Annotated in this window: 18 protein-coding genes; 9 read left to right on the top strand and 9 right to left on the bottom strand. The window is 62.7% G+C overall.

The window, feature by feature from the left end; all coding sequences use genetic code 11:
* Positions 1 to 126: 126 nt before the first annotated feature.
* The 8 genes from AB1N67_RS22545 to AB1N67_RS22510 all read right to left on the bottom strand — a co-directional run bounded on the left by AB1N67_RS22545 (position 127) and on the right by AB1N67_RS22510 (position 9994).
* Positions 127 to 2049, bottom strand: coding sequence for a PrkA family serine protein kinase (locus AB1N67_RS22545; RefSeq protein ID WP_043210384.1), 1923 nt, complete (start codon positions 2047 to 2049; stop codon positions 127 to 129).
* A 286-nt stretch (positions 2050 to 2335) separates the two neighbouring features.
* Complete coding sequence (gene glpE / locus AB1N67_RS22540; protein ID WP_043210386.1) at positions 2336 to 2665, bottom strand: thiosulfate sulfurtransferase GlpE; 330 nt, start codon at positions 2663 to 2665, stop codon at positions 2336 to 2338.
* Positions 2666 to 2705: 40 nt separating this feature from the next.
* Positions 2706 to 3545 (bottom strand): symmetrical bis(5'-nucleosyl)-tetraphosphatase, encoded by an 840-nt coding sequence (locus tag AB1N67_RS22535; RefSeq protein ID WP_043210389.1) that lies wholly within the window; start codon positions 3543 to 3545, stop codon positions 2706 to 2708.
* Positions 3545 to 3925, bottom strand: coding sequence for a Co2+/Mg2+ efflux protein ApaG (apaG, locus tag AB1N67_RS22530; protein ID WP_043210391.1), 381 nt, complete (start codon positions 3923 to 3925; stop codon positions 3545 to 3547). The genes AB1N67_RS22535 and apaG overlap by 1 nt, the downstream gene beginning before the upstream one ends.
* Positions 3926 to 4085: 160 nt before the next feature.
* A complete protein-coding gene (rsmA, locus tag AB1N67_RS22525; RefSeq protein WP_367863395.1) occupies positions 4086 to 4892 on the bottom strand; it encodes a 16S rRNA (adenine(1518)-N(6)/adenine(1519)-N(6))-dimethyltransferase RsmA in 807 nt (268 codons plus the stop codon).
* Positions 4889 to 5878, bottom strand: coding sequence for a 4-hydroxythreonine-4-phosphate dehydrogenase PdxA (pdxA, locus tag AB1N67_RS22520; RefSeq protein ID WP_317847674.1), 990 nt, complete (start codon positions 5876 to 5878; stop codon positions 4889 to 4891). The genes rsmA and pdxA overlap by 4 nt, the downstream gene beginning before the upstream one ends.
* Complete coding sequence (gene surA / locus AB1N67_RS22515) at positions 5875 to 7194, bottom strand: peptidylprolyl isomerase SurA (RefSeq protein WP_043210397.1); 1320 nt, start codon at positions 7192 to 7194, stop codon at positions 5875 to 5877. Before surA ends, pdxA begins: the two co-directional genes overlap by 4 nt.
* Positions 7175 to 9994 (bottom strand): LPS-assembly protein LptD, encoded by a 2820-nt coding sequence (locus AB1N67_RS22510; protein WP_367863394.1) that lies wholly within the window; start codon positions 9992 to 9994, stop codon positions 7175 to 7177. Before AB1N67_RS22510 ends, surA begins: the two co-directional genes overlap by 20 nt.
* Positions 9995 to 10124: 130 nt before the next feature.
* On the opposite strand from AB1N67_RS22510, the gene AB1N67_RS22505 reads away from it, so the two are divergent.
* Genes AB1N67_RS22505 through AB1N67_RS22495 form a run of 3 tightly spaced genes read left to right on the top strand, consistent with a single transcriptional unit; the run spans position 10125 to position 12578 of the window.
* Positions 10125 to 11144, top strand: coding sequence for an aminoglycoside phosphotransferase family protein (locus AB1N67_RS22505; protein WP_182941897.1), 1020 nt, complete (start codon positions 10125 to 10127; stop codon positions 11142 to 11144).
* The gene (gene murU / locus AB1N67_RS22500; RefSeq protein ID WP_182941895.1) at positions 11141 to 11812 is read left to right on the top strand and encodes an N-acetylmuramate alpha-1-phosphate uridylyltransferase MurU; all 672 of its coding nucleotides are present in this window, start codon (positions 11141 to 11143) and stop codon (positions 11810 to 11812) included. The genes AB1N67_RS22505 and murU overlap by 4 nt, the downstream gene beginning before the upstream one ends.
* Position 11813: 1 nt before the next feature.
* A complete protein-coding gene (locus tag AB1N67_RS22495; protein WP_043210406.1) occupies positions 11814 to 12578 on the top strand; it encodes a TerB family tellurite resistance protein in 765 nt (254 codons plus the stop codon).
* Between the two features lie 57 nt (positions 12579 to 12635).
* Here the strand turns inward: AB1N67_RS22495 and AB1N67_RS22490 are convergent, their stop codons facing one another.
* Positions 12636 to 13634 carry an alpha/beta hydrolase family protein gene (locus AB1N67_RS22490; protein ID WP_090346203.1) on the bottom strand — a complete coding sequence of 333 codons (999 nt, stop codon included), beginning with the start codon at positions 13632 to 13634 and terminating at the stop codon, positions 12636 to 12638.
* A gap of 95 nt (positions 13635 to 13729) precedes the next feature.
* Here AB1N67_RS22490 and AB1N67_RS22485 point away from each other — a divergent pair, with 95 nt between their 5' ends.
* The 6 genes from AB1N67_RS22485 (at position 13730) to AB1N67_RS22460 (ending at position 21415) form a co-directional block, all read left to right on the top strand.
* Positions 13730 to 16117, top strand: coding sequence for a PAS domain S-box protein (locus AB1N67_RS22485; RefSeq protein WP_367863393.1), 2388 nt, complete (start codon positions 13730 to 13732; stop codon positions 16115 to 16117).
* Positions 16118 to 16129: 12 nt separating this feature from the next.
* Entirely contained in the window at positions 16130 to 16759 is a 630-nt protein-coding gene (locus AB1N67_RS22480) for a response regulator transcription factor (RefSeq protein ID WP_043210412.1), read from the top strand.
* 303 nt (positions 16760 to 17062) lie between these two features.
* Positions 17063 to 18187: an ABC transporter ATP-binding protein gene (locus tag AB1N67_RS22475; RefSeq protein ID WP_043210413.1), complete on the top strand. Its 1125-nt coding sequence runs from the start codon at positions 17063 to 17065 to the stop codon at positions 18185 to 18187.
* 40 nt (positions 18188 to 18227) lie between these two features.
* Positions 18228 to 19262 (top strand): ABC transporter substrate-binding protein, encoded by a 1035-nt coding sequence (locus AB1N67_RS22470; RefSeq protein WP_102081039.1) that lies wholly within the window; start codon positions 18228 to 18230, stop codon positions 19260 to 19262.
* A gap of 66 nt (positions 19263 to 19328) precedes the next feature.
* Positions 19329 to 20576: an ABC transporter permease gene (locus AB1N67_RS22465; RefSeq protein WP_043210418.1), complete on the top strand. Its 1248-nt coding sequence runs from the start codon at positions 19329 to 19331 to the stop codon at positions 20574 to 20576.
* Positions 20577 to 20587: 11 nt separating this feature from the next.
* Positions 20588 to 21415, top strand: coding sequence for an ABC transporter permease (locus AB1N67_RS22460; RefSeq protein ID WP_043210420.1), 828 nt, complete (start codon positions 20588 to 20590; stop codon positions 21413 to 21415).
* The last annotated feature ends 67 nt before the right edge of the window (positions 21416 to 21482 follow it).

Below are 21482 nucleotides of genomic sequence, written 5' to 3'. Positions count from 1 at the left end.
CCGGTGACTGGATGCAGCTGCAAGCCTCAAGCTGCAAGAATGAGCAGCCACCGCTGCTGCAAGCTGTGGCGCGAGACGTCGCCTGGCGCCGGACAGCTTGCAGCTTGCGGCTTGTCGCTTGCCGCTTTATTGCGATTTCCTGACCCGCAGATACCATTCCGACAGCAGGCGAACCTGTTTGTCGGTGTAGCCACGCTCCACCATCCGGGTGACGAAGTCGTTGTGTTTCTGTTGATCCTCCTTGCTGGCCTTGGCGTTGAAGCTGATGACCGGCAGCAGGTCTTCGGTGTTGGAGAACATTTTCTTCTCGATCACCACGCGCAGCTTCTCGTAGCTCAGCCAGCTGGGGTTCTTGCCGTTGTTGTTGGCTCGCGCCCGCAGCACGAAGTTGACGATCTCGTTGCGGAAATCTTTCGGGTTGCTGATGCCGGCCGGCTTCTCGATCTTCTCTAGCTCTTCGTTGAGGGCAATGCGGTTGAGGATCTCGCCGGTTTCCGGGTCGCGGTACTCCTGGTCCTGGATCCAGAAGTCGGCGTACAGCACGTAGCGGTCGAAGATGTTCTGGCCGTATTCGCTGTAGGACTCCAGATAGGCGGTCTGGATCTCCTTGCCGATGAACTCGATGTAGCGGGGAGCCAGGTATTCCTTGAGGTAACGCAGGTAACGCTCGCGTACTTCGGCAGGGAACTGCTCCTGTTCGATCTGCTGTTCGAGCACATAGAGCAGGTGCACCGGGTTGGCGGCGATTTCATGCGGATCGAAGTTGAACACCTTGGAGAGGATCTTGAAGGCGAAGCGGGTCGACAGGCCGTTCATGCCTTCATCGACACCGGCGGCGTCGCGGTATTCCTGGATCGACTTGGCCTTCGGATCGGTGTCCTTGAGATTCTCACCGTCGTAGACGCGCATCTTCGAGTAGATGTTGGAGTTCTCCGGCTCCTTCAAGCGTGACAGCACGGTGAACTGCGCGAGCATCTTGAGGGTGTCCGGTGCGCAGTGGGCCTTGGCCAGCGAGCTGTTGATCAACAGTTTGTCGTAGATCTTCACTTCGTCGCTGACACGCAGGCAGTACGGCACCTTGACGATGTAGATCCGGTCGATGAACGCCTCGTTATTCTTGTTGTTGCGGAAGGTGTGCCATTCCGATTCGTTGGAGTGGGCCAGCAGAATCCCGGAGTAGGGGATCGCTCCGAGGCCTTCGGTGCTGTTGTAGTTGCCTTCCTGGGTGGCGGTGAGCAGCGGGTGCAGGACCTTGATCGGCGCCTTGAACATCTCGACGAACTCCATCAGGCCCTGGTTGGCCCGACACAGCGCGCCCGAGTAACTGTAGGCGTCGGCGTCGTTCTGCGGGAATTCCTCGAGCTTGCGGATATCCACCTTGCCGACCAAGGCGGAAATGTCCTGGTTGTTCTCATCGCCTGGTTCGGTCTTGGCGATGGCGATCTGGTTGAGGATGGAAGGATAGAGCTTGACCACCCGGAACTTGGAGATGTCGCCGCCGAACTCCTGCAGGCGCTTGGTGGCCCACGGGGACATGATGGTGTTCAAGTAGCGGCGCGGGATGCCGAATTCTTCTTCAAGAATGGCGCCGTCTTCGCTGGCATTGAACAGCCCCAGGGGCGATTCGAACACCGGGGAGCCCTTGATGGCGTAGAAAGGGACCTTCTCCATAAGCTGCTTGAGCTTCTCGGCCAGGGACGATTTGCCGCCACCCACCGGGCCCAGCAGGTACAGGATCTGTTTCTTCTCTTCCAGGCCCTGTGCGGCATGGCGGAAGTACGAGACGATCTGGTCGATGCATTCTTCCATGCCGTGGAAGTCGGCAAAGGCCGGATAGCGCCTTATTACCTTGTTGGAGAAGATTCGCGACAGCCTGGAATTCGTTGAGGTATCGACCAGCTCTGGTTCGCCTATGGCCAGCAACAGCCGTTCGGCCGCCGATGCATAGGCACTGCGATCCTCTTTGCACAGCTCGAGGTACTCCTGCAGCGAGAATTCTTCCTGGCGGGTTGACTCGAAACGTTGTTGGAAGTGGCTAAAAATGCTCATGACGTCACCTCGCTCGATACGTTGGAGCCGACGCCGGATCAGTCAGCATGATGCTGGCATGCAACCGGGCTGGCCGATTGCTGTATACCCCCCAGAACACCCGTAGAAACGCTACCGATGACCCGCACGCCGGTGTACCGGCTCTCCCCTTTTTTGGATGGCCTGGGCTTAAGGATAGTTGGTTATACGGGAGGTCAAGGGCGCGAGGCCGAGAAGATACTCACGACCGTTCGTCAGGAAAGGCCCAAGCCCGCACGTGGCGCGGGCTGCGGGAAAATGAAAAATTTTATTCGGCGCCGCCTTGAGCGGTTTCAGCCGGGTAGGTGTTGCGCCACAGCTCGAAGCCGCCATCGAGGCTGTACACCTCGGAAAAGCCCTGGCCCACCAGATAGGCCGCGGCGCTCTGGCTGGAATTGCCGTGGTAGCAGACCACCAGGGTCGGTGCATCGAGGTCGGCATTGCGGATGAACTCCGCGACCGAATGGTTATCCAGATGTGTGGCGCCGCTGATATGGCCGGCAGCAAACGCCTGTGGGTCGCGAATGTCGACGACCACCGCACCTTGCTCACGCAAGGCCAGGGCCTGCTCGGGAGGGATGCGCTTGAATTCGCTCATGGGTCGGTTTCCTTCGGGGCTGATCGTTAAGTCTAGTCGGTTATGCCGATTGGCGTGGGGTGCCATCGTCGGCGCACTCGCAGCGGTGGAATTCGCCGCTGTCGACGTTGTACAGCGTCATGGCGCCACCCCAGACGCATCCGGTGTCCAGGCCGATGACATCGGGGACATCGACACGACCTTCCAGGGCGGCCCAGTGGCCGAAGAGGATCTTCACATGACGTGAGCGGCGGTCCTTGTGGGCGAACCAGGGCTTATAGCCCTTGGGGGCGCTGTCCAGGCCTTCCTTGCTCTTGAGGTCGAGCTTGCCCTCGGCAGTGCAAAAGCGCATGCGGGTGAAATAGTTGGTGATGACCCGCAGGCGTTCGACGCCGGTCAGGTTCTTGCTCCATTTGTTCGGCTCGTTGCCGTACATGCCATCGAGAAAGAGCTGCAGGCGAGTGTCGTCGCGCAGCACTTCCTCCACTTCGGCCGCCAGTTCGAGCGCCTTGCCCAGGGTCCACTGGGGCGGGATGCCGGCGTGGACCATGGCGATACCGCGTGCCTCGTCATAGTGCAGCAGCTTCTGCTGGCGCAGCCAGTCGAACAGCTGGTCGGCGTCTGGTGCTTCGATGATCTCGCGCAGGGTGTCGCTCTTCTTCAAGCGCTCGACGTTGTACCAGGCTGCCAGCAGATGCAGGTCATGGTTGCCCAGCACACACACCAGCGACTGGCGGATCGAATACAGAAAGCGCAGGGTCTCGAGGGACTCGGGGCCGCGGTTGACCAAGTCGCCTACCAGCCACAGGCGGTCCACGGCGGGGTTGAAGTGCACGCGTTCGAGCAAGCACTTGAGCGGCTGCAGGCAGCCCTGCAGGTCGCCGACCGCGTACACCGCCATCAGTGCAGTGCTCCAGGCACGGCCAGGCGGAACGGCGCGATAGGCGCATCGAAGTGTTTGCCGTCCTCGGCGAACATCTGGTAGCTGCCCTGCATGGTACCGACACGGGTCGTGAGCACCGCGCCGCTGCTGTAGGTGTGGCTGTCGCCTGGCTCGATGAGCGGTTGCTGGCCGACCACACCCGCCCCGCGAACCTCTTCGACTTCCCCGTCACCGTTGGTGATCAGCCAGTGGCGTGAGACCAGGCGGGCCTTGAGCGTGCCGTTGTTTTGCACAGTGATGGTGTAGGCGAAGGCAAAGCGGTCGTTGTCGGGATCGGATTGTTCTTTGAGGTAACGGGTCACGACGCTGACGTCGATCTGATAGCGGGGGTCTGACATGCAAAGGCCTTGGACGAGCGGACGCAAATACTGCAATGGTTGCAGTCTAGGCCATGGACGGGGCTTGAGGCCAGTTATGCAGGGCCTGGCGTCGCTTGTAGACATTATCGGCCCCATCGCGGGTTTGTCTGCGCGATGGGGCCACACCAATGGCGTGTGCTTAGCTGGCGCTTGGCTGCTCGGCCAGCTTGTCGGCCAGGCGTACGAACGCCGCGAGATCCAGTTGTTCTGGACGCAGGCTGCCATCGACACCCGCGGCCTCGATGGCCTGGCTGTCGAGCAGCCCTTTAAGGGTGTTGCGAAGGGTCTTGCGACGCTGGTTGAAGGCCTCGCGCACGATGCGTTCTAGCAGGCGTGGATCCTTGGCCGGGCGCGGCAGGGTTTCATGCGGTACCAGGCGGACGATGGCTGAGTCCACTTTCGGCGGCGGGTTGAAGGCGCCAGGGCCGACGTTGAACAAGTGTTCCACGCGGCAGTGGTACTGCACCATGATCGACAGGCGGCCCCAGTCGCCGCCTCCTGGGCCGGCGGCCAAACGCTCGACCACTTCCTTTTGCAGCATGAAGTGCATGTCGCGGATCAGGTTGGCGTGTTCCAAGAGGTGGAAGATCAGCGGGGTGGAGATGTTATAGGGCAGGTTGCCCACCACCTTGAGGCTGCGCTCAGGCACGCCCAACTGATTGAAGTCGAACTTCAAGGCATCGCCCTGGTGAAGGCGGAAGTTGTCCCGGTCTGCAAACTTGTGCTGGAGAATCGGCACAAGGTCCTTGTCCAGCTCGACGACGTCCAGTTGGGCGCCGCTGCCCAGCAGGCCTTCGGTCAGGGCGCCTTGGCCCGGGCCGATTTCCAGCAGATGCTCGCCGGGTTTGGCATTGATGGCACGCAGGATGCGGTCGATGATGCCGGCGTCGTGCAGGAAGTTCTGGCCGAAGCGCTTGCGCGCCCGGTGTTGGTATTGCTCGGTCATGGTCGGTTCTCGGCCATCTGGTAGGCGGTTTCCAGGGCGACACGCAGGCTGCCGGTGTCGACTTTGCCGCTGCCAGCCAGGTCCAGGGCGGTGCCGTGGTCGACCGACGTGCGGATGATCGGCAGGCCCAAGGTCACGTTGACTGCGGCGCCAAAGCCTTTGTACTTGAGTACCGGCAGGCCCTGGTCGTGGTACATCGCCAGCACCGCATCGCAGTGCTCCAGATATTTGGGGGTAAACAGGGTATCGGCCGGTAGCGGACCACGCAGGTCCATGCCTTGGCTGCGTAGGCGCTGCAAGGCGGGCTCGATGATGTCGATTTCTTCGCGGCCCAGGTGACCGCCTTCGCCGGCATGCGGGTTGAGACCGCAAACCAGGATGCGGGGCTGGGCGATACCGAACTTGTCGCGCAGGTCGGCATGCAGGATCCGCGTGACCCGCTCCAGGCGCTCGGCGGTGATGGCGTCGGCGACGTCACGTAGGGGCAGGTGGGTAGTCACCAGCGCCACGCGCAATCCATGGGTGGCCAGCATCATCACCACCTGGTTGGTGTGGGTAAGGTCAGCCAAAAATTCGGTATGGCCGGAGAAAGCGATGCCGCTTTCATTGATCACGCCCTTGTGCACCGGTGCGGTGATCATGCCGGCGAAATGCCCATCCAGACAGCCTTGGCCAGCGCGGGTCAAGGTCTGCAGCACGAACGCGGCATTAGCCTTGTCCAACTGCCCGGGTACAACCGGGGTGGCCAATGGCGTATCCCAGACATACAGGCTGCCGGCGGGGGCGGGTTGGTCGGGCCAGGCGCCTTGGATGACCGGCAGCAGATTGACAGCCAGCCCCAGCTGCGTGGCCCGCTCGGCGAGCAGGTCACGGCTGGTGATGGCGATCAAGGGATGAGGCTGAGCCTCGGCGGCCAGCAGCAGGCACAGGTCTGGGCCTATGCCGGCCGGCTCGCCGGGCGTGACGGCGAAGCGCAGGGGCTTCACTGGGCGGCCTGGTCGGCGCCAGGCAGCTTGATTTCAACGTAGGCTTCGTCGCGGATCTGACGCAGCCAAGTCTGCAGCTCTTCATCGTACTTACGGTTGCGCAGCACGCTCAGGGCCTGCTGTTCACGCGCTTGCTCGGTGCTGTCGGTAGCGCGGCGGCCCAGCACTTCCAGTACGTGCCAGCCGTACTGGGTACGGAACGGACGGGTCACTTCGCCCTGGGGGGCGTTGGCCATCTGTTCGCGGAACTCCGGCACCAGGCTGTTGGGGTCAACCCAGTTGAGGTCGCCACCGTTGAGGGCCGAACCTGGGTCTTCCGAGAAGCTCTTGGCCAGCTCGCCGAAGTCTTCGCCGTTCTTGATGCGCTCATACAGGCGCTCGGCCAGTTGCTCGGTGGCCGCATCGCTGCGGATCTCGCTTGGCTTGATCAGGATATGGCGAACATGGACTTCGTCACGCAGCACGCTGGCATTGCCCCCACGCTTTTCCTCGAGCTTGAGGATAATGAAGCCGTTGGGGATGCGGATTGGCTGGGTGATGTCGCCGTCGGCCATGCTGCTCAACATCTTGGCGAAATCAGGCGGCAGTTGGCCGGCTTTACGCCAGCCCATCTCACCGCCTTCCAGGGCGTTCTCGCTGGCGGAGCGGGCGATGGCCATCTGGCCGAAGTCCGCACCTTGCTTGAGCTGCTGGTAAACGTCACCGGCTTGGCGGGCGGCCGCCTGGATCGCCTCGGAGTTTGCGCTTTCCGGGGTCGGGATCAGGATGTTGGCCAGGCGGTACTCTTCCGACAGTTGCATCTTGCCCAGGTCGGAGTTGAGGTAGTTCTTCACTTCCTGTTCGGAGACCTGGATACGCTCGGCCACACGGCGCTGGCGCACGCGGCTGATGATCATCTCGCGCTTGACCTGGTCACGGGCGTCGTCGAACGACAGGCCATCGTGGGCCAGGGCGGCACGGAACTGATCGAGGCTCATGCCGTTGCGCTGGGCAATGGTACCGATGGCCTGGTTGAGCTCTTCGTCAGTGATGCGGATGCCCGAACGTTCGCCGATCTGCAGTTGCAGATTCTCGACGATCAGGCGCTCCAGCACTTGCTGCTCCAGGGCTCCGGCCGGGGGCACGCCGCCGCCGCGCTTGGCGATGGTCTGCTGCACTTCGCGGATGCGTTGATCCAGTTGGCTTTGCATGACCACGTCGTTGTCGACGATGGCCACCACGCGGTCCAGAGGTTGTACCGCGGCATGCACCGCGCCACTCAGCAATGCAGCGCCCAGCAGCAGCGGGCGCAGTCGATCAATAAGCTTGGTCTTCACGTGTACGGTAACCTTGAATGCCTTCGTCGAGGAACGTCTCGACCTTGTTGCCCACAACGCCGCCGAGGCCTTTGAGGACGATTTGCAAGAAGACGCCGTGGTCGCCCTTCTCGTTTTGCGGCAGTGCCTGGCTGAAGTCGTCGTAGTCGATCCAGTAACGGTTGATCAGACGCAGCTTCCAGCAGCAGTTGTCGTACTCGAAACCACCCATGGCTTCCAGGGTGCGGTTACGGCTGTAGTCATGCTGCCAGCGACCGATCACGCTCCACTGGGGGACGATCGGCCAGATGATCGAGAAGTCGTGCTGCTGGATCTTGTAGTAGTCCTTGACGTAGTTCGGGCTGCCTGGAGTGCCATAGTCGGGGTTGCCTCCTGCGTTCCAAGTGCCTGTGAGCGAGTCGTAGCGCACCAGGTCGTTGCGGTAGCGGTAGCCAGCATTGATGACCTTGTTCGGGTTGTCTTCCGGCTGGTAGTGGAACATGGCGCTACCGGAGCGTGGCCTGCGACTGTCCGGATCCCAGTTATATTCGGAGTTGAAACGCCAGTCGCGGTTGAAGGCAAACAGGTACTCCAGGGCGTAGGGCGATACGTCCGACTGCGAGTCGGCACGTGTACGCCAGTCTATGCCTGGCATCTGCACCTTACGATCTCGGAAGTATAGGGCCTGGCCGATGCTGAAGCGCTGACGCTCGAAGCCGTTTTCCTCGATCCAGCGGTTGGTCACACCCAGGGAGAGTTTGTTCTCATCGCCGATGCGGTCGGAGCCGCTGAAGCGGTTGTCGCGGAACAGTGAAGCGTAATTGAAGTAGGTTTCGCCAGTGTCGAAGACAGGGATGTCCTTCTGGTCCTCATAAGGGACGTAGAGGTAGAACAGGCGCGGTTCTAGGGTTTGACGGTAGTTTTTGCCAAACCACTGGGTATTGCGGTCGAAGTACAGACCGCTATCGATGCTAAAAATAGGCACACTACGGTTCTGGCTGCTGGAGAAGTCGCCTCGCAGATCACGCGTTTGCTGGCTGGCATTCGCGAGATCGGTTTTGCCTTTGCTATCCAGGTCGAGGTCATAGTGCGTGTAAACATACTTCAGTTTTGGCGTGAGGAAGCCGTAGCTGGCTTCCATTGGCAAACTGATGGCTGGTGCTGCAGTTAGGCGAGTACCATTCGAGCGAGCAAGCCCGAAAACGTTCTGGTCAAGGCGTCTTCCTGGTGCCCCGGCGGAGGTATCAGGTAGGCCGTCTTCATTTAAAACGAAATCGTCCTTCAGATCCCGATCGAACCGCACGGCTTCGGTATGGTAGCTGAGGTCGAACCCTCCAGGATGATATGGCAGAAGGCCGTCGAAGGTGATCTGTGGCAGCCTGTTGTATGGCGTTACTCGCGAGAGAGTAGCCATTTCGTAGGCGTGGAGATTCAAGCGTGCCTGGTAGCTATCACCACGATAGGTGAGGGTACCGCGCTGGTTGACCACATCCCGACTTTCAACACCAATCTGACCGGTTTCCAGATCCTGGAAGTAGAACGGGTCGCTGATGTCGGTGTAGTCAACCTCGCTCATCAAGCGCGAATCCAGCCCGCCCTTGTGCTGCCAGTTGTACATCCAGCGCTGTTCTTTGTAGTCGGTCTGATCTTTACGATCGTCGTTCTTGTCGTTCAGGTACGCAGCACCGAGCTGGCCTTCGCTGGACTTGGTGAGGTAGCGGAATTCGCCTTCCATCAACATGCCGCGTTTGGCCATGTAGCGCGGGTACAGCGTGGCGTCGTAGTTTGGCGCCAGGTTGAAGTAGTACGGCGTGACCAGCATGAAGCCGGTGTCGCTGCTGGTGCTGAACGACGGCGGCAGGAAGCCGGACTGGCGACGGTCGTCGATCGGGAAGTAGATGTACGGTGTATAGAACACCGGGAAATCCTTGACCCGCAGGGTGACGTTGGTCGCGGTACCGAAGCCGGTGGCCGGGTTCAGGGTGATGTTGTTGCCCTTGAGCTGCCATGCGTTGCTGCCCGGCTCACAGGTGGTGTAGGTACCGTCCTTGAGGCGGATGATGGCGTTTTCGCCACGCTTGGCGTACAGCGCGTTGCCGCGAATGTGCGACTTGTGCATCACGTATTCGGCGTTGTCGACCTTGGCCTCGCCGGTATCCAGCTGGATTTCGGCCTGGTCGCCGACGACCAGCGAGCCATTGTCGCGCAGCTTGACGTTGCCCTTGAGCTCGCCGCGGTTCTCGGCCTGGTACAGGTTGGCCTCGTCGGCCTGGACCTGCATGCTGCCCTGGCGCATGACCACGTCACCGGCGAGGGTGGCGATCTGCTGCTCCTGCTGGTAGCGGGAGACCTTGGCGTTCAGGTAGGTCGGCGCTTCGTCCTTGGGCGTGGTGTCATCCATGCCAGGACGCGACGGCTCGATGTAGGCGCCACCGCAGTACGGACCGGTCTCAGCCAATTGGGCGGCGGTGAGTTTGTCGCGGGGAACCCAGTCAAGGTGGCTGTAGTCTTCGCTACGCGACTTCAGGCCGCGGCCCTTGCTCTCGGTGACCAGCACCGGCTTGGGTTCGCCATCGGCGTCGGTCTCGGCGACCTGGGCGTCACCGCCCGAGCTCAGCGCGGCGCCTTCATGCACTGGGCGCGGCGGCAGGTTGTTGGCCGTGGTCTTGGGCTTGCAGTCCCAACCACCGGAGGCGGACACTTGGCAGTCGAACTGCTCGGCTGCCACCACGTATGACGTGGCCAGAGGTTGCAGAGCCAGCAGACCGCCAGTCACCAGCAACGGAAACTTTCTACGAAACGCGGGGGATTTCAATGCCATCTTATTAGTCCGGGCTTCCTGCGTGCCATCTGCCCGCGTGTGGGGCCGCACGCCTCTCGATGGTCTGAAAAAGATGCTGGATAATAAAGCATGACCCGCTTGACGGCTAGGGCCGTCGGAGACCCTTGTAATGCCCGATCACGATGTACGCCTGCAACAACTGACCGCTTGGCTCGATGAGCAGCTTGACCGTCTTTTCCGTGAAAACGCCTGGGGCGAGGTGCCAGAAGGCGCCCTGACCGCCGCCAGCAGCGACGCGAGCTTCCGTCGCTACTTCCGCTGGCAGGGGGGCGCACGCAGCTTCGTGATCATGGATGCGCCGCCGCCACAAGAGAATTGCCGGCCCTTCGTCGACATCGATCATCTACTGGCCAGGGCCGGCGTGCACGTGCCGGCCATCCACGCCCAGGATCTGGAGCGTGGCTTCCTGTTGCTGGGGGATCTGGGCCGTCAGACCTACCTGGATGTCATCGATGCCGGCAATGCCGATGCCCTGTTCTCCGATGCCATCGACGCCTTGCTGGCCTTCCAGCGCCTGCCGATGGACGCGCCGTTGCCCAGCTACGATGTCGCCCTGCTGCGCCGCGAAGTGGAGCTGTTCCCCGAATGGTACGTCGGGCGCGAGCTGGGCCTGACGTTCACCGATTCGCAGCAGGCGACCTGGCAGCGGGTGAGTCAGTTGCTGATCGACAGTGCCCTGGCCCAGCCCAAAGTCCTGGTGCATCGCGACTATATGCCGCGCAATCTGATGCAGAGCACACCGAACCCTGGCGTGCTGGACTTCCAGGACGCCGTCTACGGCCCGGTGACCTATGACATCACCTGCCTGTTCAAAGACGCGTTCGTCAGTTGGCCCCAGCTGCGAGTCGAGGGCTGGCTACGCGATTACTGGCAGAAAGCCCAAGCGGCCGGCATCCCCGTGCAGGCCGACTTCGAGGACTTCCACCGCGCCAGTGACCTGATGGGCGTGCAGCGTCACCTGAAGGTCATCGGCATCTTCGCCCGTATCTGCCACCGCGACGGCAAGCCGCGATATCTGTCTGACGTGCCGCGATTCTTCGCCTATATAGATGAAGTGATCAGCCGTCGTCCCGAGCTGGCCGAACTGGGGCAACTGATCGCCGAGCTGAAGGCCGGAGCGCGTTCATGAAGGCTATGATCCTGGCAGCGGGCAAGGGCGAGCGCATGCGTCCCCTGACCTTGCATACTCCCAAGCCACTGGTGCCAGTGGCAGGCCAGCCATTGATCGAATATCACCTGCAGGCGCTGGCCAAGGCGGGCTTCACCGAGGTGGTGATCAACCACGCCTGGCTGGGCCAGCAGATCGAGGATCACCTGGGCGACGGTGCCCGGTTCGGCCTGCACATTCGCTACTCGCCCGAGGGCGAACCGCTGGAAACCGGTGGCGGGATCTTCAAGGCGCTGCCGTTGTTGGGCGATGCGCCGTTTCTGCTGGTCAACGGCGATATCTGGACCGACTACGACTTCGCCCGGCTGCGCGTGCCCATGAGGCGGCTTGCGCACCTGGTACTGGTCGACAATCCAGGCCATCACGGCCGTGGTGACTTTCGTCTGGATGGCGATTCGGTTGTCGATGGCGACGAGGCACCTGGCACCCTGACCTTCAGCGGCATCTCCGTACTCGATCCTGCATTGTTCGAAGGCTGTGAGCCCGGCGCGTTCAAGCTCGCGCCATTGCTGCGCCATGCAATGGCCAAGGGGCGGGTGAGCGGTGAGCACTTCCAGGGGCGCTGGGTCGATGTCGGCACCCTAGAGCGCCTGGCCGAGGTCGAGCGTTTGATCGGCGAGCGCGTTTGATATGTGGTGGCCAAGCACATTGATAGGTGCCGGCGCCGGTTTCGCCGTGGCCAGCATCCCCGGTGCGTTGCTCGGGGCCTTGCTTGGCCAGGCCATGGACCGGCGCTTGCGTCTGGAGGGCTGGGAAGACCTGCGTGAGCGTCTGGGCGGACGCCCGGCATTGCGTGACGAGGAATTGCTATTCGTCCTGCTCGGGCGACTGGCCAAGAGCGATGGCCGTGTCGTGGATGGACACATCCAGCAGGCCCGCCAGGAAATGACCCGTCTGGATATGGCCGAGCCGGCTCGGTTACGGGCAATCGCCGCCTTCAATCGTGGCAAGTCGGGCAAGGTGCGTGTGGGGCGCTATTTGCAGCGGATCAAGCAACAGCCCCATGCCGCTGAAGGCACCCTACGCGCCTGCTGGCGGATGGTCTGGGCGGATGGCAAGGCGGGGATGCGTGAGCGCGAGCTGCTGCTGGAGTGGGGGCGCCGGCTAGGCCTGTCGCGGACTCAGATCCAGGCGCTGGCTCTTGAATACGAACCGCGCAAGGCGGCTCCGGAGGGCGCCGTGTTGACCTACGCAGCAGCCCTGCGCCTACTCGGGGTCGAGGCGGACAGCGAGATCGAGCACGTCAAACAAGCCTATCGCCGGCTAGTCAGCAAGCATCATCCGGACAAGCTCGCCGGCAGCGGGGCCAGCGACGCGCAAGTGCGCGAGGCGACCGAGCGCACCCGTGAGCTGCACCAGGCCTATGCCCTGGTGCGCAAGCGGCGCGGGCTTTGACGCCTCTGACCTGGGGCGGGCGCGCGGCCGCGATGGGCTGCAAGGCAGCCCCTCCGATCACTCCTGAGGCATCAGCCACCCACGTACCCGGCGGAACAGCTGCTCCTGCTGCGCCGCCGCATTCCCCGGCATGGCAATCAGCGACAGCTGCCGATACTGGCTGTCCTTCTGCCGCTTGCTGGCCTGCAGGCGCTGCTCGGCAGCACGGCGGTCACGCGGCTGCGTGCTGTAGTAGACGTCGGCGGTCGGCACCTTCACGGTGGGCGCCAGAGCTTCGAGGTCCTGTTCCACCTGGGCCGGTGTCTGCGCGGCGATCATCACCAGCTTTTGCACCTGTGGCGGCTGTCGCTCGCTGAGGTAACGCGCGGCCCAATAAGCGCCGCTGCCATGGCCGACCAGGGCGATGCTGCGCGCATTGTGCTGCTGGGCAAAAGCCACTGCGGCGTCGAGGCGGGCGAAGATGCGCTCGGCATCGGCCGGATCGTTTTGCTCGGCGGCTTCCTTGGCATCGGTGCTGTCGGCCGCATCGGCTTCGGCGGCCGTGGCCTGGGCAACGTTGGCGTTGGCATCTTCCGGCGTGTCCTTGGCGGGCGCCGACTCGCCTTCGCCCTTTTCAGGTTCAGGGGCAGGCTTGCTCTCGGCTCGCGGCTGCGGGCTCTCGCTGACAAGGTCCGGCAGGCTGATGCTCAAGCTGTGCCAGCCGACATCGGGAAACTTGCGCCGCAGCGGCCCGACAGCATTGGGCCAGTCGGCGTTTTCACCGGCACCCGGGACGATGATCACAGCGCCCTTGGGGTCGGCATCGTTGGCCGGCTTCCACAAAGCGAGGAAGCTTTCGGCGCCCGCCTGCAAGGTTTGCTGTTCGGCCTTGGGCACGGTACGTTCGAGCGCCTGGGCATCTTCCTGGCTGCGTTCGGCCAGGGGTGGGCGAGGTGCGGGCGCCGTGGGCGACTCTGCGGCGGCGGGAGGTGTTTGAGGTTCGGCGGCCTGTGTGCCGAGCGGTAGGATCGTGGCCAGGCAGCAAATGGCCAGCGTCGTGCGATAAAGTGTGAACATGAATCAACCCAAGGCCAGAATGATACCGGCAGCCTAATAGTATTTGTCCGTGACGGCCATGCGCATCGGCCGTCCTTGCCCAGACGAGCGTGTAGATGAAGCGAATGCGTTGCCTGTTGGTTATCGGCTGGTTGCTGCTGCCCTTGATCGCCTTGGCAAGGCCCGCGCCTGAGCCTTCGGTGGTGTTGGAGCCGGCTCAGCAGCAATGGCTGGATGACCATCGCAACCTGCGGGTCGGCCTGGTGCTGCAGGCGCCCTATGCCCAGTTCGATCGTCGGCTGCAGCAGTTCTATGGTGCCAATGTCGAGATCGTGAATGCGCTGGCGCGGCTGCTCAGGCTGGACCTGACGTGGCGCAACTTCCCGGATCAGGCAGCACTCGAACATGCCCTGCAAGCCGGTGAGATCGATTTCGCGCCCGGTCTGACCCAGACCCCGGCCAGCTTGCGCCTCTGGTCGTTCAGCGATCCCTACATGCGTGTGCCGCAAATGGTCGTCGGGCTGCGCACCGGAGCGGTGGCGGTCGAGCTGGAAAACCTGGGCGCCAACGACCGGGTGGCGGTGCGCATGCCCAGCGCCTTGGCCGATTACCTGCGGGCCAACTACGTCAACCTCAACCTGCAGGGCGTGCCCAACGAGCGCCAGGCCCTGCAATTGGTGCTCGGTGGCCAGGCCAGTTTCGCGGTCATGGATGAAGCACGCCTGAGCGGGTTGTCTCGGGAAAGCGAGTTCGGCGAACTGGCGGTGGTCGGTGACATTGGCCTGCCGCAACTGCTTCGGGTCGGCTCGCGGCGCGACTGGCCGATCCTGGCCGATGTCCTGGAGCGCGGCTTGCAGGGCATTCCTGCCAAGGAGCTGGAACAGCTGCACCAGCGCTGGCTGCAACCGAAATACCCACGGCTGAGCGACACCGCAGGCTTCTGGCAGAACCTGGCGTCGTTGTTCGGCCTGTTGCTCATCTGTGCAGTGGTCACGCTGCTCTGGCAACGGCGTCAGCAGCACCAGCTTGAGCGCAACCTGCTGGCCACGCGGGAAACCCTGGCCGAACGCCAGACGCGCGAAGAGGCGCTGCGCCTAAGCCAGTTTTCCATCGACCAGAGCACGGTCGGCATTCTCTGGGTCAACTGGGACAGCCATGTGCGCTACGCCAACCACGCCGCCGAGCGCATGCTCGGCAGGGGTGAGGGCGAGTTGCTGGACCGGCCGCTGATCGACTTCGAGCCCAACCTGCACATGGACCGCTGGTTGCAGTTGTGGAAACGCGTGCGCACCGGCGATGGAGGGGTCGAGCCGTTCGAGACCCAATGCCTGCGCAGCGATGGCAGCCTGTTACCGGTGGAACTGTCGCTGAGCTTTCTGCGTTTTCGCGATGCCGAGTACCTGGTGATGTTCATCACCGACATTACCGAGCGCCGCCGCGCCCTGGCGGCGTTGCGCGAAAGCGACGCCCGGCTCAAGGGCATCGCAGGCAACGTCCCTGGGCTGGTGTTCCGTCTGGAGCGCGATCCGGCCGAAGGTGATCTGGAGTTTCCATACATCAGTGAGGGCAGCGAAGCGCTGGTTGGCTATGCGCCAGCCCAGATCCAGCATCCGGACATGGGCCTTCGCAACTTGGTCCATCCCGAGGACCGTGCCGATTACCACCGGGTCCAGGACTTGGCACTGGCCACCGACCAAGACTGGTCCTGGCAGGGGCGGATCCTCACCCGTCAGGGCGAACAGCGCTGGGCCGACATCAAGGCCAGCACCCGGCGCCTGGCCGACGGCCGGGTGGTGTGGGACGGCATTGTCTGGGACATCACCCAGAGCAAGCGGGTCGAGCTGGAGCTGGCGCGGTCCCAGGAGCAGTTACGTGAGCTCTCGGCGCACTTGGAGAGCGTGCGTGAAGAGGAAAAAGCGCGGATTGCCCGGGAAGTCCATGATGAACTGGGGCAGATGCTCACCGTGCTCAAGCTCGAAGTGTCCATGTGCGAGCTGGCCTATGCCCAACTCGACCCTGGCCTGAATGAGCGTCTGGACAGCATGAAGCGCCTGATCGCGCAGTTGTTCCAGCTGGTGCGCGACGTGGCCACGGCCTTGCGTCCGCCGATCCTCGATGCCGGCATCGCCTCGGCCATCGAATGGCAGGCACGGCGCTTCGAGGCGCGTACGCAGATTCCCTGTCTGGTCCAGGTGCCGGACAATCTGCCAGCATTGAGTGACGCCAAGGCCACCGGCCTGTTCCGGATCCTGCAGGAGGCACTGACCAATGTCATGCGCCACGCCCAGGCCCATACCGTGCAGATCGAGCTGGCGCGCGAGGAGGGCTGTCTGCGCATGACGGTCATCGACGATGGTGTGGGGTTCAGCTGCGATCAGGCCAGGCCAACGTCCTTCGGCCTGGTGGGCGTGCGCGAGCGGGTCCTGATGCTGGGCGGCGGCATGACGCTGGACAGCGAGCCGGGTGAAGGTTGTAGCCTGAGTGTGACCATTCCGTTGGGGTAGGGGAGAACGACTGTGATACGCGTGCTAGTGGCCGAAGACCACACGATTGTCCGCGAGGGCATCAAACAGCTGATCGGCCTGGCCAAGGACATGCAGGTGGTGGGCGAAGCCGGCAACGGCGAGCAACTGCTCGAGACCCTGCGTCATACGCCCTGTGAGGTGGTGCTGCTGGATATTTCCATGCCTGGGGTGAACGGCCTGGAGGCGATCCCGCGTATTCGGGCGCAGCACAACCCGCCCTCGATCCTGATGCTGTCCATGCATGACGAAGCGCAGATGGCCGCCCGAGCCCTGAAGGCCGGCGCCGCAGGCTATGCCACCAAGGACAGCGACCCGGCCCTACTGCTCACCGCTATCCGGCGGGTGGCCGCTGGCGGACGCTACATCGACCCGGCGCTGGCGGACCGCATGGTCTTCGAGGTCGGTCTGACCGAGACCCGGCCCTTGCATACGCTGCTGTCGGAGCGCGAGTTCTCGGTATTCGAACGCCTTGCCCAAGGCGCCAACGTCAACGACATCGCCCAGCAGCTGGCGCTCTCGAGCAAGACCATCAGCACCCACAAGGCGCGCTTGATGCAGAAGCTCAAGGTGAACTCCCTGGCGGAGCTGGTGAAGTACGCGATGGAGCACAAACTGGTGTGAGTGTTCTGGTTGCGACAGCTGTGCTCTTATGCCCGGCCCTTCGCTTGTGGGAGCGGGTTTGCCCATGAAAGGGCTGGGCCTGCGATTCGCGTTGCCTGGGCTGATCTCGTCGGGGGTATAGCCGCTCCCAGAGCGGGGGATGCTGGGCTGGCGCACTGTCCCAATCCCGCCACTCTTGTAGGGATCGCCCTACAACAAATCTTCCATCCGGATGATGGCATTCTCTCAGCACCCCCGATTTTCCCGGGCTTGCGCCTTCTCTAGTCTTTGCCTACGCAGTCATTCCAACAAGAAGGTGCAGGCATGAGCGAGGCGAATTCGAACGCTGCCACCGGCGAGATCCTGGTCAGCTTCCGCGGTGTGCAGAAAAGCTACGACGGCGAATCGCTGATCGTCAAAGACCTCAACCTGGACATCCGCAAGGGTGAGTTCCTGACCCTGCTCGGTCCGTCCGGCTCGGGCAAGACCACCAGCCTGATGATGCTGGCCGGTTTCGAGACTCCTACCGCGGGTGAAATCCAGCTGGCCGGGCGCTCGATCAACAACGTGCCGCCGCACAAGCGTGACATCGGCATGGTGTTCCAGAACTACGCGCTGTTCCCGCACATGACCGTGGAGGAGAACCTGGCGTTTCCTCTGACCGTGCGCAACCTCAGCAAGACCGACATCAGCGAGCGGGTCAAGCGCGTGCTGACGATGGTCCAGCTCGATGCTTTCGCCAAGCGCTACCCGGGCCAGTTGTCCGGTGGCCAGCAGCAGCGTGTGGCCCTGGCCCGCGCACTGGTGTTCGAGCCGCAATTGGTGTTGATGGACGAGCCGCTCGGCGCGCTGGACAAACAGCTGCGTGAACACATGCAGATGGAGATCAAGCACATCCACCAGCGTCTGGGCGTGACCGTGGTCTACGTGACCCACGACCAGGGCGAGGCGCTGACCATGTCCGACCGGGTAGCGGTATTCCACCAAGGCGAGATCCAGCAGATCGCCCCGCCGCGCACCCTCTACGAAGAGCCGCGCAATACCTTCGTGGCCAACTTCATCGGCGAGAACAATCGCCTCAACGGCACCTTGCTGTCCCGTGATGGCGAACGCTGCCAGGTTCAGCTGGCCCGTGGGGAGCGGGTCGAGGCCTTGGCGGTGAACGTCGGCGAGGCGGGTGATCCTGTGACCTTGTCGATCCGCCCCGAGCGCGTGCGCCTCAACGGCCACAGCGAAAGTTGCGTCAATCGCTTCTCCGGCCGCGTGGCCGAATTCATCTACCTGGGCGACCACGTGCGGGTTCGTCTGGAAGTCTGCGGCAAGGGTGACTTCTTCGTGAAGCAGCCGATCGCCGAACTCGACCCGGCCCTGGCTGTGGGCGATGTGGTACCGCTTGGCTGGGAGGTGGAGCACGCCCGCGCGCTCGATCCGATTGCCGAAGCCCATTGATGGTTTGCTTCACCAACCCTTAACTGTGGAGAGAACAATAATGCACAAGCAGTTGAAACTGACCGCCCTGGCCCTCGGCTTGTTCGCCGCCGGCCAAGCCCTGGCTGCGGATCTGACCGTGGTGTCCTTCGGCGGTGCCAACAAGGCTGCCCAGGTCAAGGCGTTCTATGAGCCATGGGAGAAGGCAGGCAAAGGCAAGATTGTCGCCGGTGAATACAACGGCGAGATGGCCAAGGTCAAAGCCATGGTCGACACCAACAGTGTCTCCTGGAACCTGGTGGAAGTGGAGTCGCCGGAACTGGCCCGCGGTTGTGACGAGGGCATGTTCGAGGAGCTGGACCCGGCCTTGTTCGGCAACGAGGCCGACTACGTGCCGGGCGCCATCCAGCCGTGCGGCGTGGGCTTCTTCGTGTGGTCCACGGTGCTGGCCTACAACGCCGACAAGCTCAAGACCGCACCTACCAGCTGGGCTGACTTCTGGGATACCCAGAAATTCCCGGGCAAGCGTGGCCTGCGCAAGGGCGCCAAGTACACCCTTGAGTTCGCCCTGATGGCCGACGGCGTGGCGCCCAAGGATGTGTACAAGGTGCTGGGCACCAAAGAAGGCCAGGATCGCGCCTTCAAGAAACTCGACCAGATCAAGCCAAGCATCCAGTGGTGGGAGGCGGGCGCCCAGCCGCCACAGTATCTGGCCTCCGGTGACGTAGTCATGAGCTCGGCCTACAACGGCCGGATCGCCGCGGTGCAGAAAGAGAGCAACCTCAAGGTCGTCTGGAACGGCGGCATCTACGACTTCGACGCCTGGGCCATCCCGAAAGGCGCCAAGGATACCGACCTGGCGAAGAAGTTCATCGCCTTCAGCGTCCAGCCCGAGCAGCAGAAGACCTACTCCGAGAACATCGCCTACGGCCCGGCCAATACCAAGGCTGTCAGCCTGCTGTCGGACACGGTGAAGAAGGACATGCCGACCACGCCTGAGAACATCGCCAACCAGGTGCAGATCGACGTGGCCTTCTGGGCCGACAACAGCGAGCAGCTGGAGCAACGCTTCAACGCTTGGGCGGCGAAGAAGTAAGCCGCGTTGACGGAGCGCCGGCCTTTAAGGCGGCGCTCATCGTTCCCCAGATTTTCGGAGTTCGCCATGGCCATTGCAGTGCCCCTGAACGAAGGCGCAGGTAAAAGCCTCAAGCAGCGCCTCAAGCATGCCGAGCGGGTCAACCGTTGGAAGGCGCAGGCGTTGATCGCGCCGCTGGCGCTGTTCCTGTTGCTGGTGTTTCTGGTGCCGATTGCGGCACTGCTGTACAAGAGCGTCGGCAACCCCGAGGTGGTCAACGGCCTGCCGCGCACCGTCGAGGCCATCGCGCAATGGGATGGCAAGGGCCTGCCGGGCGAGGACGTGTACAAGGTGCTCAGCCAGGACCTGGCGGAGTCACGCAAGAAACAGACCCTGGGCGATCTCTCCAAACGCCTGAACATGGAGTTGGCCGGCTACCGCAGCCTGCTGGCGAAGACTGCACGGGCGTTGCCGTTCAAGGCCGAGCCTAGTTCTTATAAAGATGCCCTGCAGACGCTCGACGAGCGCTGGGGCGACCCTGCGTACTGGCAGGCGATCCGTCGCAATACCAGTGCAGTGACACCGTTCTACCTTCTGGCGGCGCTGGACCATCGCATCGACGACCTGGGCGAACTGGCCAAGGCCACGCCAGACCAGGCCATCTATCTGGACATCTTCACCCGAACCCTTTGGATGGGGGTGGTCATCACCGCAATCTGCCTGGTGCTGGCCTACCCGTTGGCCTACCTGCTGGCCAACCTGCCGACCCGGCAGAGCAATTTGCTGATGATCCTGGTGCTGCTGCCGTTCTGGACCTCGATCCTGGTGCGGGTGGCTGCTTGGATCGTGCTGTTGCAGTCCGGTGGCTTGATCAACAGTGCGTTGATGGCCATGGGCATCATCGATGAGCCGCTGGAGTTGGTGTTCAACCGCACCGGTGTGTACATCGCCATGGTGCACATCCTGCTGCCGTTCATGATCCTGCCGCTGTACAGCGTCATGAAAGGTATCTCGCCCAGCTATATGCGTGCGGCGATCTCCCTGGGCTGCCATCCGTTCGCCAGCTTCTGGCGCGTGTACTTCCCGCAGACCTATGCGGGTGTGGGGGCCGGTTGCCTGTTGGTGTTCATCATCTCCATCGGCTACTACATCACCCCGGCGCTGCTGGGCAGCCCGAACGACCAAATGGTCAGCTACTTCGTGGCCTTCTACACCAACACCAGTATCAACTGGGGCATGGCTACCGCCCTGGGCGGACTGTTGCTGCTGGCCACCGTCGTGCTGTACCTGATCTATAGCTGGCTGGTCGGCGCCAGCCGCCTGCGCCTGAGCTGAGGAGCCCTGTCATGCTGAGCCCTTACATGTCGCCCGTGGAGCGGGTCTGGTTCTACAGCCTGCGTATTCTCTGCGGTTTGATTCTGTTGTTCTTGGTGTTGCCGGTGCTGGTGATCGTGCCGTTGTCATTCAACAGCGGCAGCTTCCTGGTGTACCCATTGCAAGGCTTCTCGCTGCACTGGTACCAGGACTTCTTCGCCTCGGCCGAATGGATGCGATCACTCAAGAACAGCATCATCGTCGCCCCGGCCGCCACCGTGCTGGCGATGGTATTCGGCACCCTGGCCGCCATCGGCCTGACCCGCGGGGACTTCCCGGGCAAGTCGTTGGTCATGGCCCTGGTGATTTCGCCGATGGTGGTGCCGGTGGTGATCATTGGTGTGGCCAGCTACTTGTTCTTCGCGCCACTGGGCATGGGCAACAGCTTCGTTTCGTTGATCCTGGTGCATGCGGTGCTGGGCGTGCCCTTTGTCATCATCACGGTGTCGGCCACGCTGCAGGGCTTCAATCAGAACCTGGTGCGGGCTGCCGCCAGTCTCGGTGCCTCGCCGCTGCTTACCTTCCGTCGGGTGACCCTGCCGTTGATTGCCCCAGGTGTGATCTCCGGCGCGCTGTTCGCCTTCGCCACCTCCTTCGACGAAGTGGTGGTGACGCTGTTTTTGGCCGGCCCTGAGCAAGCGACCTTGCCACGGCAGATGTTCAGCGGCATTCGCGAGAACCTCAGCCCGACCATCGCCGCGGCCGCGACCTTGCTGATCGCTTTCTCTGTGGTGCTGTTGCTCACCCTTGAGTGGCTGCGCGGGCGCAGCGAGAAGCTGAGGACCCAGCAGCCGACCTGACGGTTCCGAATCAATACCCGCTCTCACAGGGCTACGCTGAAACTGTGGGAGCGGGTTCACCCGCCAA

The organism is Pseudomonas guariconensis, assembly GCF_040822035.1.
In the GTDB taxonomy this organism is placed as follows: domain Bacteria; phylum Pseudomonadota; class Gammaproteobacteria; order Pseudomonadales; family Pseudomonadaceae; genus Aquipseudomonas; species Aquipseudomonas guariconensis.
Note: the sequence above shows the minus strand (reverse complement) of the source record. Positions and strands in the feature narration are given on the sequence as shown.